Origin of the sequence: Endozoicomonas sp. ALB115 (genome assembly GCF_049310245.1) — a bacterium.
Taxonomy (GTDB): domain Bacteria; phylum Pseudomonadota; class Gammaproteobacteria; order Pseudomonadales; family Endozoicomonadaceae; genus Endozoicomonas.
The window spans coordinates 1-12,660 of the sequence record NZ_JBLYZG010000091.1 but is presented as its reverse complement, the minus strand read 5'-3'; the positions used below and the strand labels follow the sequence as shown (position 1 = coordinate 12,660).

General features: G+C 53.7%; 8 protein-coding genes. 2 read left to right on the top strand and 6 right to left on the bottom strand.

Annotated elements, in window-relative coordinates:
* From ACO6VE_RS22645 to ACO6VE_RS22625, 5 genes are all read right to left on the bottom strand, one after another.
* On the bottom strand, positions 1–1,490 hold a 1,490-nt coding region (locus ACO6VE_RS22645), incomplete at its 3' end, for a hypothetical protein (protein WP_422463592.1).
* Between the two features lie 159 nt (positions 1,491–1,649).
* Positions 1,650–3,176 (bottom strand): FAD-dependent oxidoreductase, encoded by a 1,527-nt coding sequence (locus tag ACO6VE_RS22640; RefSeq protein WP_422463590.1) that lies wholly within the window; start codon positions 3,174–3,176, stop codon positions 1,650–1,652.
* Between the two features lie 388 nt (positions 3,177–3,564).
* On the bottom strand, positions 3,565–4,353 hold the full coding sequence (locus tag ACO6VE_RS22635; protein ID WP_422463588.1) for a hypothetical protein: 789 nt from the start codon (positions 4,351–4,353) through the stop codon (positions 3,565–3,567).
* Between the two features lie 22 nt (positions 4,354–4,375).
* The gene (locus ACO6VE_RS22630; protein ID WP_422448024.1) at positions 4,376–4,864 is read right to left on the bottom strand and encodes a hypothetical protein; all 489 of its coding nucleotides are present in this window, start codon (positions 4,862–4,864) and stop codon (positions 4,376–4,378) included.
* A complete protein-coding gene (locus tag ACO6VE_RS22625) occupies positions 4,837–5,244 on the bottom strand; it encodes a hypothetical protein (protein WP_422448026.1) in 408 nt (135 codons plus the stop codon). The genes ACO6VE_RS22630 and ACO6VE_RS22625 overlap by 28 nt, the downstream gene beginning before the upstream one ends.
* Positions 5,245–5,698: 454 nt before the next feature.
* Here ACO6VE_RS22625 and ACO6VE_RS22620 point away from each other — a divergent pair, with 454 nt between their 5' ends.
* A complete protein-coding gene (locus ACO6VE_RS22620) occupies positions 5,699–8,098 on the top strand; it encodes an ankyrin repeat domain-containing protein (protein WP_422448028.1) in 2,400 nt (799 codons plus the stop codon).
* A gap of 55 nt (positions 8,099–8,153) precedes the next feature.
* Here the strand turns inward: ACO6VE_RS22620 and ACO6VE_RS22615 are convergent, their stop codons facing one another.
* The gene (locus ACO6VE_RS22615; RefSeq protein WP_422463586.1) at positions 8,154–11,360 is read right to left on the bottom strand and encodes a hypothetical protein; all 3,207 of its coding nucleotides are present in this window, start codon (positions 11,358–11,360) and stop codon (positions 8,154–8,156) included.
* A 1,036-nt stretch (positions 11,361–12,396) separates the two neighbouring features.
* Here ACO6VE_RS22615 and ACO6VE_RS22610 point away from each other — a divergent pair.
* The coding region (locus tag ACO6VE_RS22610) for a hypothetical protein (RefSeq protein ID WP_422463585.1) at positions 12,397–12,660 on the top strand (264 nt) is incomplete at its 3' end.

Here is a 12,660-nt window from a genome sequence, read left to right as displayed (position 1 = left end):
GTGGGCAGTGCCATGATGCTGGTCCCCGACAGGCCGGAAACGTTCATGGCGGGGTTTGATACCGTCGCCTGCGGTGCCGCACTGGTGGGCACTGCCATGGTGGTCCCCGACAGGCCGGAAGAGACAAGGTTGCATAACTCCACCCGCTCATCCGAGCCATCGTAGCAATTGTCTATACCATCACATATCAAAGCGGTAACACATTCGTTATCATCGCAGAGAAAGTTATGTCCCCGCTCAATACAGTCAGCCAGTGTGCAGTTCTCATCGGAGCCATCATCACAATCAATATACCCATCACATTGCCAACCGGCGCTAATACAGCGGCTGTCGTCGCATAAAAAGGTACGGTTCAGCCTATCACAGTCAGCTAGTGTGCAGTTCTCATCGGAGCCATCCTCACACTCCGCATCCCCATCACATTGCAAAGCGTCACTAACACATTTTTTGTTATCATCGCAGAGAAAGTTATGTCCCAGCTTAATACAGTCAGCTAGTGTGCAGTTCTCATCGGAGAGATCATCACACTCTGCCTCCCCATCACATAGCCAACCGGTTCTAATACAGCGGCTGTCGTCGCAGAAAAAGGTACGGTTCAGCTTATCACAGTCAGTTTGTGTGCAGTTCTCATCGGAGCCATCGCCGCAATTTTTCTTCCCATCACATCGCAAATCGGCACTGACACATCTTTTGTTATCGTCGCAGAAAAAGTTACGTTCCAGCCTGTCACAGTCAGCCAGTGTGCAGTTCTCATCGGAACCATCAGCGCAATCGACCTCCCCATCGCATTGATGACCGGCATGAATACATTCGCCGTTGTCACAGGGGAACTCATCATCAGCGCATGCTGCCCGAGGCTCTGTGGTTGGGGCGAACGTTTTGGTGTGTGCAGGCGTTGTTGCTGATGACCCGCCGACAGCGGTAAGGCTGGCCAGAGCCCCAAGTGCCAGGGCCGTATTTGGCAACTGGCCAGTCCGGGCAGAGGCGGTGGCCGGTGGGCTGGTCGGCTGAGGTGTTTGCTGTGATTTCTTTTTTTTCTTGCCTTTGTCGTTTGTTGGGGAGCCGTCCACCGTACTGTCCGCCCGGCTCTGCCCTGGTGCCGAAGCGGTAGCCGACCCACCAAAAAGATTCCTGAGCCGGGCCGCCGTGGAAAGGGTGACAAAGCCCTCCAGCAGAGTACTGATCTCCTCTGGCAGCACTGTGTAAGGCGACACCAGCCGGGCACCCAGCGCAACACCCTGGAAAAAACTACTGTTCTGCCCATCGGAACTGCCAATGGTGAACAGTGGACCTTCATCCCCTTGCGCCGACTGCAGCAACCCGGGGGGGTTATAATCAGGATGCAAAGAGCGCAATAACGGGATCAAAACGTACTGGGCGACCTTAAACCTTGACCATAGCCCCCCATTTCCCCCTTCCCCTGGCTGAACCGTTACGGACCCGGGAGCGGTGGCTGTGCCCGTTGGCTGAATGGTAGGTTGGGATATCAAAGTGATTACCTCGCAAAATAAGGCAAGAATAGGCAAGAATAGGCAAGGCTCAGACGGCGGAAAGAACCGTTTGAATTATCAGTGGAAATTTTAGAGCCTTGTTGAAACTTTAAACAAAACAAAGCCACTGCCAAGAACTCAATGCACCTATCCAATTGGTCAGAAAATACGAGATATGATTCGTTTAATGAAAGAGGGTATGTTCAGCGGAAATGAGCTGGCTTTTCTGGGTGTGAATGGAATTGCCAAATCTTTCACATCCTTATCCGCGTTTTTCAAACCTTCGGCAAAGAAAAAATTGGGTGTCTCTTTTGCGTCACCAATAGCTTCACTCTTGCCAAAAGGGAGTGCGACGGAAGGTTGTGCCAGCTTTTGTTTCTCTACAGTGAAAATGGCATGGCTCAAGTTCTCCTTTTTTGACCCTCGTGCGGTATGTCTGTCGGTATCGACGTAGGTTGGTGCCATCAAGCAGGCCCGCTTCGTCGGAGTCACTGTCGCTGCACAAATCAGTGCATTCCACTCAAGCTGTTGTTCGGGTTTGAGGTTTGTGGGGCACTGTCCGGAAATCCACAATTTCTCAGAGTTGGCATGGGATAAGAAAATGTAGCACTGAGGGTAATAGTTGCTGCTCCATCCCAGCTTCTTGAATTCAGGCAGCAGGTCAGCAGGTATTTTTTCCTTGGCCTTGAGGAGGGCACCGGTTTTGATCTCTGCCCAGCTTGGATGATGGATATAGGCGCATTGGCATCTGCCGCTAAAAGGGGTATTGACCGTTATTTTTTCCAGGCTGGCCCCCAATTCTTGTAACGATTGGCGCGATGTTCCATGCACGCCATCGGCATGAATAATTGAATCGAAAGCAATACGCCCCGATGGTTGTAAATCCATGGTTTGAATCCATGGGTTAAAAGAACCGGCTCTGGCTTGATGCTTGATATCTATCAAATCCGGATATTTTGTTTTCGCGTATTCTATATAGATACGCTGGATAACGTCGGTCTGTAAGTTGATATAGCTGTTGCGCCTTACTTGTTCCCGAATGTTTGCCAGGCTTTTTGGATGCGTTATATCCGATTTCTTTCTGTGAGAAAAAACGTATCCCGGGCCGTGAGTGCTTTCCAGAGCGTCCAACATCTGATTAATTGCATAAGTTGCTTCTGGCCCTAAAGCCATAACGCTTGAGCGGATATCCCACTCCTCTTCATTGCGGCCTTCACACAGACAAACCTTGTGACCTTTCCTTGCCAGCTCTACCGCTGCCATCAATCCTGTCGGACCGGCACCGGCCACTACCGCATCATAATGGGGAATTTTCTCCTTGCTTAACAATTTGGCTCTTTGCTGAGCTAATGATGCCCGTTGCTCACCGATAAGAGCGTTACTTTCGTGAAGCTGTTTAACCTTCTCGCCCAGCTGATCCAATGATTTAATTGTTTTATCGGCTTTGAGGATCTTAATCTTTTTCTGCTGAATGTTTTTGGGTTCAAGACTTGATAGATTATTGTTTTTTTGAGTCGTTAAACTGCTGGTCTGGTTATTATTAGATCGGGCAATTTTTCGGCCAAATCGTAGAAAGCTGAAATTGAATCGGGACTTCTTGGCAGGCTGTTCAGAGCGTGGTGCTGTTGTTGTGGAAAGTGTTGTGGAAGGTGTTGGTCTTTTATCTGATGGAATCAAAGTCCCCATGTGCCATCTCTCAAGAGTTGTTTTTATCGATATGTTGGCGTAATAAACAGTTTAATCGGCATGTCATAGGAAAAATGGTGGTTCAGGCATAAAAAATGCCGATCTATGCCACCATTCTCCAGTTTTGCTACCTCTGCCAAAGCGAGCCTGTCAAAGCCTGTGCTGCTGTTTTGCATGAGTGTTAACGACCCGTTGCTTCCATGGCAATAAGGAATAGTCCTTGAATAATTTCCACATTTCGGAGCCTCCAAACTCCGTTCGTCCTGAGTGCTGAGCTTGTCGAAGCATCGAAGGGCGTTAACTCCGAAGCATGATAGATCGTGCCTGGCACCCTTCGACTCCGCTCAGGGTGAACGGAGATTGTGCATATCAAACTCATTGAAATGATCTACTTTACAGCGGTTCTTATTCTGCGGAGATTGCGAGTTTCAATCTCTTCATATGCCTGCCCCACAGTATTGATGGCCACCAACTCCTGCGGGTCATCGGCAGCGGATGACCCGCGGCAATAACGACGATAAATGTACCTCCCTAACTCCACGCCTGCCACCGCAAAGGCAGCAGTCCCCAGGGCGATACCGACTACTACGCCGGTACTCAGGGTAGCCGCCAGTGGTGCTGCCGTGGTGGGCAGCGTCATGGTGGCCCCCGGCAGGCCGGTTAAGTTCATGGTGGAGTCCGCTACCGTCGGTGCCGGTGTGGCCGGTAATGGCTCCCTGGCTACGCCTGAAGAGTAACCTGTGCTCCTGGCAAAACTGTTCATCTGCGTAGTATCGGCAACCACGGCCCCGCGCCTTGTGGCGACTGTTGGCACTGTAGCGGCTGTTGTCGCTGTAGCGGCATTTACCGGGCAAGCATCACTGTACGAAACATCCAGCGCATCGTACGAAAAATCCAACGCATCCAGAAATTCAGTTCTCAAAGAGCAATCGGCTGTTAACACACGCAGGTCTGCTTTTTGGCAAAGAAGCTGATCATTGGAGATAGAAGAATTCCCCTCTTTAATGCCATTGACATAGCTGTTCACCGCCGTGGTGTTGGCAACCGTTCCACTACCCCCCCCCCCGATGCCGGCGTCTGCCCTGTCACCCGTGGTATTGACCCTGCTGTTCACCGCCGTGGTGTTGGCAACCGTTCCTCCACGGTACCCCCCCCGATGCCGGCGTCTGCATTCCAACCCGAGGTTTCGACCGTGCTGTTCACCGCCGTGGTGTTGGCAACCGTTCCGGAAACCTGCCCCCCCCGATGCCGGCGTCTGCATTTTTACCCAAGGTGAAAATATGAACATTTTCGGCCCAGATATCACTGACTGTGCCATTAACATCAACAACACAGGCTGCTAACCCAGCCACCTCCTTGGAATTTATATTGGCACCAGTAAAGTGAAGGTGATGGATGCGGCCTTGTTTCAGAGTGTCAACAAAACATTTAGACAGGTTGCTGATGGTACGGCACTGCCCATCGTACTCCCCGGTAAACGGATCGTTCTTATTACCAATGGACTGGTTTAGCTGGCTACCATCAATATCCGCCGTCTGCCGGTAAGTGCCATTCAGTGGATAGTCCGGATCACGGCCAATCTTGCCCAGGGTTGTGGCATTCGGCACCTTAATCCACCCTTCGGTTTTACTGCCGGATGGGGATGCAGCCGCCGCAGCGGTCAGGCCAGACAGGGCACCCAGTGCCACGGCAGCGTTCGGTAGCTGGCCAAGGCCGACGGAGGCGCTGGCCGGTGGGCTGGTGCGTTGTGGTGTTTGCTGCGGTTTCTTTTTTTCCTGCCTTTGTCGTTTGTTGGCGAGCCGTCCACCGGGCTGTCTGCCTGGCTCTGCCCTGGTGGCAAACCTTTAGTCGCACCAAAAAGATCCCTGAGCCGGGTCGCTGAGGAAAGCGTGATAAAACCCCGCAGCATCGTGCCGATCTCCGCTGGCAGCACCGTATAAGGCGACACCAGTCGGGCACCCAGCGCAACACCCTCGAAAAAGCTACTGTCCTTCCCACCGGGGCTGCCAAAAGTGAAGGCCGGACCTTTATCCGGTTGCACCGACGACTGCATCTTGGGGGGGTACATAATCAGGATCCCAGGACTGCCAAAATGGAATAAAACCATCCCAGAAAGCGACCCTCATCCCTGCCCATACGCCCCATTTCTCCCCTGGCTGAACCGGTATGGAGCCCGAGGCAGTGGCTGCGCCTGTTAACTGAACAGTAGGTTGAGATATCAACGTTATTCCCTCGCAAAATAAGGGCAAGGGTAGACAAGGCACAGGCGATGCAAGGAACCGTTTGAATTATTGGTAACGGGCAATGGGCAAGAAATCTTATAAAACAGGAAAAAAGCCGGGAATATAGTTTGAGGTAATAGTTACGTTCTATTTATTTCGTACCCGGGAACTTTCCAGTTTATTTAATGCCTTTACTCAAACTCTTGATTTTCTGATTCAATACCTTCTGATGCTATGAAAACCATTGATAGCACCCCAGCGACTACCCCCCCCGTATGCAGCATTTGCCATGAAAGCAGTATGGGCAAGTCAGGACCAAGGGAGATGGTCACCACCGCCTGTCATCACCGTTTTCACTTGCGGTGCATTACCAACTGGCTTGATGAACAACCACTGCATGGACGGCACTGCTATGTCTGTCAGCAACCGGTAATACCGCTGATTCGTCAGGCTCCGGTGGGATATCGGTTGCCCAACAAATATTGCGAGGCAGCGCCGGTCCAGGCTTGCACGATCGGTGATCTCGAGACCCTCCAGACGTTTCTGAAATCCTGTCCGGATATTGTGCAGCAGTCCTTCAAGTCGCAGGTTACCGGTAACAACGTGTTCTTGCTGTTTGTCGCCGTCAGCCATGGCCATGAGAAGATTGTCAAAACCCTGGTGGCCGCTGGGGCAAACCCCAATATCTCCGGTGAGGACTGTGCTCCACCGCTCTATGTTGCCGCCCTGAAAGGCCATCCCCCTATGGTCCGCCTCCTGCTCAGTCTTGAGGCTGACCCCAACACGGCCTTCCAGTATCGTTCAACTGCACTGCATATTGCCGCCGAAAAAGGGCATGAAGAGGTGGTATTCGCCCTCGCCAGGGGTGGGGCAAATCTCAATGCCGTCCTGAAGCGCGGAGAAACGCCCCTGTTTCTGGCCGCCCGCGCAGGCCATGTAAAGGTGGTTGCCATGTTGCTCGAGTGTGGGGCCGTTCCCGATGCCTGCTGCAAGGATGGCTCAACGCCCCTGTATATTGCCGCCCGGGAAGGCCGGGAAGCCTGTGTACAAGTGCTGCTGGCTAACGGCGGATCTCCTGGCCAGGCCAGCAAGAGTGGCTGGACCCCACTGCTTATCTCTGCCCACCAGGGACATGCAACCATCGCACAACTATTGCTGGATGCCGGGGTTCATCCCAATAAGGCTCTGAAGGACGGAACCACCCCACTCCATCTTGCTGCTCGCCATGGCCACAGGCTGTGTTTGCAGACCCTGCTCGGCGATCCCCGGACTGATCCAAATGCGGCCACCCATGATGATGATTGGACGGCACTGCACATGGCCGCCAGCAGTGGTTGTGAAACCTGTTTGCAACTGTTGGCTGAGGATGCCCGGACCCGGCTCAATGGGATCTGTGAAGATGGCTATACTGCCTTGCATTTGGCGGCACGGGCTGGCCACCTGGCGATTGTGCTGGCCCTGATCAACAATGCTGCAAACCTTGATGCTGCCAGTAACGATGGTACTACTGCCCTGCACCTTGCTGCCCAGTACGGCCACGCCAGTATCGTCATGGCCCTGGCGGAGAGGCAGGCGAATATTGAGGCCCGATTGGTGACCGGCGAAACTCCCGTATTCATCGCCGCCCAGTATGGCAGCCTGCGGTGCCTGGTAACCCTGATCAAGGCCGGGGCAGATATCCATGTTGCCCGGAATAACGGCGAAACACCGCTATTCAGTGCCGTCCAGCAGGGACTTTTTCCGATCGTCGAGCATCTGATTGCCATTGGGGCGAGAGTTAACTTTACCGCCATGGACGGTTTGACGCCTTTACACATCGCGGCAGAGGGTGGCTTCCGGGATATCGCAGGGGCCCTGATAACCAAAGGTGCCGATCCCGGGGCAGTTTCTGACAACGGCTTAACGCCGCTGCATGTGGCCGCCCGGCATGGCAAACTGAGCGTCCTGCAGGTTCTGCTGGCAGACAGCAGGGCAAATACTTTTATCAATGCGGCCCTGAACAATGGCAAAACCGCGCTGTACATTGCCACACTTAAAGGCTTTGAGGCCATCGCCCAGGCCCTGCTCGAGGCCGGGGCTAATCCCGGCATTGCCCACAACAATGGCCTGACACCCTTGCATCTGGCCGCCAGTGCTGGCCATGAGAGGATTGTGGAAGCGCTGATTGCTGCCAATACGGACATCAATGCCCGACTGAGCACCGGTGAAACGCCCCTTTACCTGGCGGCCCAGGAAGGTAGAGTCAAGATCGTCCAATACCTGATCAGGCAGAAGGCCGAACTTGACCTTACCAGTAGCGATGGCTGGGCAGCCCTGCATATTGCCGCAAAACGTGGCCACCTGCCCATTGTCACCCGCCTGTCCAATGGCTGGGCAAACATCAACCTGGCCACTGAAGATGGCTCAACGGCCCTGCACCTGGCAGTAGAAACGGAGAACAAGGCCATTGTGAAATTTCTGCTGGACAACGGCGCGGATACCAATATCGCCCGCCAGAGTGGCAAGACCCCCCTGCTCAGTGCCGTCCTCAAGGGGTCTGAGAGTTCCGTGCTGGAATTGCTGACAAAAGGCGCAAACCCCAACCTCGCCGACCGCAACGGCACCAGCCCCCTTGATCTGGCCTGTCATCAGGGCAACCAGCCGATCATAAAAATACTGCGTAAGGCCGGGGCAAAAAAACATAATTGCCCCGTTCAGTAACCGTGCCGGTTTTTTCAGCCCGGGCGGCTTTGGAGGAGAGGTTTCGGAGCGTGGTTCACTGACAGGTTCCTCTTGCCTCTTTACTGACGGCTTCTATCATCGACTGGGCACCCGCCTCCTCTGCCTGCCCCACAGTATTGATGGCCACCAACTCCTGCGAGTCATCGGCAGCGGCAGGGGATGACCCGCGGCAATAATGACGATAAATGTACCTCCCTGCCACCACCCCTGCCACCACAAAGGCGGCCGCAGCCCCCAGGGCGATACCGGCTACTGCGCCAGTACTCAGGGTAGCCGCCAGCGGTGCCGCCGTGGTGGGCAGCATCATGGTGGCCCCCGGCAGGCCGGAAAAGTTCATGGTGGTGTTCGCTACCGGCGGTGCCGGTGTGGCCGGTAATGGTCCCCCGGCCACGCCTGAAGAGTAACCTGTGCTCCTGGCAAAACTGTTCACCTGCGTGGTATTGGCAATCACGGCCCCGCGCCTGAACCGGCCTGCAGCAATACCCACCAAGGTCTCATTACCGGAGGCGGTTACTGTGCTGTTCACCGCCCGGGTATCAGTAACGGTGCCGTTGCCCCTGATCTCCCCGGCACCGATAGCGCTATCGGCACCGACTCCCGAGGTTACCACCTGGCTGTTGTCAGACCGGGTGCCAGCCATCCTTGCCCGGGAATCCATAGCCCCGGTCCCGATAGCGGCATTGGCATCATAGCCGGAGGTTGTAACCGAACTGCCCCGGGCCAGGGTATCGGCGATCCTTGTGTCACTGCCCATGGCCCCGACGCCGATAGCGGCATTGGCATTATTGCCGGAGGTTTCCACCCGGCTGTTCAGGGCCGTGATTTGGGAAATCGCTGCGCCATTGCCAATACTCCCGGCACCGATACCGGCATCGGCTCCCTCACCGGCGGTGGTCACCGTGCTGTTCACCACAGTGGTGTTGACCACCGTGCCCCCCGACAGGACTCCGGCCCCGATACCTGCGTCGGCATCATTACCGGAGGTTATGACCTGACTGTTGTCCACAAGGATGTCATGGATTTTGCCGTTGCCGCCCAGTCCACAGGCCACCACACCCGTTGGCTTGCTGGCGCTGATACTGGCGCCGGTAAAGTGCAGGTTGCCGATATCACCCTCAAGGTTGTCCACCAGGCAGCAATCCAGGTTGGTAATAGCATGGTGCTGGCCATTGTACTGGCCGGTAAAGTGCCTGATAGGTTGGCTCAAGCTGCTGGCATCGATATCGGTGGTTTGGATATAGGTGCCGTTCAGTGGGTAGTTGTGGTCAGTGCCGATTTTAACCAGGGTTTCGGCGTTGGCGACTTCGATCAGCTGGTTAGTGACTGTTGGCGACGTTGGGCTGTGTGCAGAAGTTGCTATTGCTTCTGGTGTTGTGATTTGTCTGGGAGTGGTTGAGATGGTTTCCAAGGCAACAGGACATGACGCAAACCCGGTGAAAGTGTCATTTGTTAATGCCCATGAATAACAGTCACCGGGCTGGCAATTCGGCTTCAACAGGCGGGGGTCAGTATCTTCACAGAAATGATCGAGCAAGTAGAGGCAATCCCCGGCGGTGTCTGGTTGCAGTGTACCGTTAATGCGAACATTACAGATAGTGGGGTTAAACCCTCCCCGGATACTTGCATCGGCATATCTGCTTTCGACAGTGGTGTTTACCGCCTTAGTGTTGAGCACAGTGCCGCGCCTTGCTGTCCCGATACCTGCATTTGCAGTTTTTCCTGAGGTTTTAACCTTGCAGTTGAATGCCATGGTGTTAGCAATGTTAGCAATGGTTCCATAATCAATGCTCCCCGCACCGATACCGGCATCAGCACCATCACCGGAGGTTTCCACCGTGCAATTTATCGCCATGGTGTTAGCGACGGTGTAAGCCTGGCGTCCAATAACTTTCCCCACACCAATACCAGCATCACCTCTACCGGAAGTTCCCACTGTGCAATTTATCGCTATGGTGTTAGCGACGGTGTTAGAAACGCCTCCGCCAGAATCAGAATAACGAGAATAAACTGCCCCCGCCCCGATACCGGCATCACCATTACCATCACGGAGCGTTTTCACGTTGCAGTTAATTGCAATGATGTTGGCAATGCTTCCAAAAACCTGGCCTGCCCCGATACCGACATCATAAAAATTTAAATAATAACCGGGGTTTTCCACCGTGCAGTTGATTGCTGTGATGTTAGCAAGAGCTCCCTTTGATAAGACAGCTCCTCCGCCGATACCAGCATGCTTTCCAGCGCTGACAGAGCAATCAACTGCTGTGATATTGGCAACCTTTCCGTCGATTTCACCCCCTACAATTGCCGCATTATCCCATCGGTTGTCAACATGTGCATTTTCAACCCGGATATTACTGACTGTCCCACCGCGTGAAACTTTACAGGCCACCACCGCAGTTGGACCAGAGCTGGACCCTATACTGGCATCAGTGAAACGCAGGCCATCAACCTCACCCTTCAGATTTTTCACAAAGCAGTCCCGGAGATTCTCAATGGTATATCCCTGACCATTGTATTTACCGGTAAATGCTTGACCATCGCTGCCAATGGGTTGGAGTAATTCACCACCATCAATATTCGCAGTCTGGAAGTAATTACCACTCAGTAGATAGTCCGGATCACGGCCAAACTTGTCCAGAGTTTTGGCATCCGGCACCGGCTTCCACACTTCTTTACTGCCGGATGGGGATGCAGCCGCCGCAGCGGTCAGGCTGGACAGGGCACCCAGTGCCATGGCGGTTTTCGGTAGCTGACCAGTGCCGATGGAGGTAGTGGCTGGCGGGCTGGTTCGTTGTCGTGTTTGCTGCGGCTTCTTGTTTTTCCTGTCTTTGTCGTTTGTTGGGGAGCGGTCCTCTGAAATGTCTGCCCGACCTTCCGTTGGAGGAGAACCTTCAGTCGCTCCAAAAGCGCCCAAAAGATCCCTGAAACGGGTCGCTGCGGAAAAAGTGACAATGCCCTCCAGCATCGTGCGGATCTCCGCTGGCAGCACTGTATAAGGCGACACCAGCCGGGCCGCCAGCTCAACACCCTGGAAAAAGCTGCTGTCCTGCCCATCGGGGCTGCCAAAAGTGAAGGCCGGACCTTCATCCGGTTGTGCCGACGGCTGCGTCCCGGGAGGAATATAACCGGGATGAAGCGACCGCAAAAACAGGATCGGAACGCGCCAAGGGGCGACCGTTAAAAACCCGGCAAATAGCCCGTCACTTTCCGTTGGCTGATCGGGTACGGAGCCAGAAGCCATGGGTGCGCCTGTGGACTGAACGGCAGGTTGGGATATCAAAGTTATTACCTCGCAAAATGAGACAAGGATAGACAAGGCTGAGGCATCAAAAAGAACCGTTTGAATTATCTGCAACTGATAATGCGCAAGAATCTTATAAAACAGAGAAAAGCCGGGGGGGGCAGGTCCCGAACTGCGTAAAAAGCTGGGGTCAAAAAAGCTGGGGGCAGGTCTTCGTAAAAGACTTTTTCTGACATCAAAACCGGGGGCCGCATAATCTCCCGGGATAAATCTGCAAGTGAATTCCGAATGCTGTGCAGGTGGTGTCCGGCGTATAGGTGGCATGAATCTGTGCCGGGCTCTTCTGTGGAACTGCGGGAACCAGTCGCGTGGATGCTAAGGGAGACTCCCAAGTGGCTGCAACCACAAGAGATTGAGTACCTGATAAACCGGAGGAGTTCGTAGTGAAAACAGGGTTACTTTCATATGGAGTTAATTGGGTAGGTTGTCCTGCATGGCTGCAAGCTGTCTATCGAATTGGTTCACGAGTATGAAATTAACCTGCCCGATGGGAACGGTATGAATCGAGAGGTTCACGTACCGTTCTGCGAGGAGCTGTCGGGGAAGTTCCGACGGTCTACTCTCCAAATATCTTTGTTAACAGCATAAACGACATTTGTCATACATAATTAAAGACCTGACCCCGATTCCCTTTGAGACCTCACCCCAAAGGCCGGATATATGCAAGCATTACTCTTTAACGTCATGATGGAAAAATTTTCCTTGCAATGCGGGGCGGACCATATACGACACGGTTTCGCGGGCTCACGCGGGATCATAAACAGCCTTACCCCACCCGTTGGATTTACAAAAATCATCCACTGAATTAAATCGGTTAAAATAAACATCGCGTAATTTAGTTTTATTGGTACATCCTGATTTTTTCTTGATAAGGGCTAAGCTACTGCAGCGAGGCGGAACTCCTCCGCCTGGACCGCTTCTCCAATAATCTTGGTATAAGCCACGTTTATCTCCACAACAAACCGGAGAAACATTATTGTTTTTTGAACATGTAACTGTTTCTACTATAACGGTCGGAACTGTGGTGGGCGGCTTGGCGGTCGTCAATATTCCAAAGGTCGGCGTTTTGGTGGTCGGCGTTTTGGTGGTCGACGCTTTGGTGGTCGGCGCTCCGGTGGTCGTTGCTCCGGTGGTCGTGGCTCCGGTGGTCGTTGCCTCGGTGGTCGTTGCCTCGGTGGTCGGCGCTTCGGTGGTCGTTGCTCCGGTGGTCGTTGCCTCGGTGGTCGTTGCTCCGGTGGTC

Coding starts and splice junctions, on each gene's coding strand:
- ACO6VE_RS22640 (WP_422463590.1), bottom strand. CDS start 3,176: ATGGGGACTTTGATTCCATCAGATAAAAGACCAACACCTTCCACAACA.
- ACO6VE_RS22625 (WP_422448026.1), bottom strand. CDS start 5,244: ATGTACCCCCCCAAGATGCAGTCGTCGGTGCAACCGGATAAAGGTCCG.
- ACO6VE_RS22620 (WP_422448028.1), top strand. CDS start 5,699: ATGGGCAAGTCAGGACCAAGGGAGATGGTCACCACCGCCTGTCATCAC.
- ACO6VE_RS22615 (WP_422463586.1), bottom strand. CDS start 11,360: ATGGCTTCTGGCTCCGTACCCGATCAGCCAACGGAAAGTGACGGGCTA.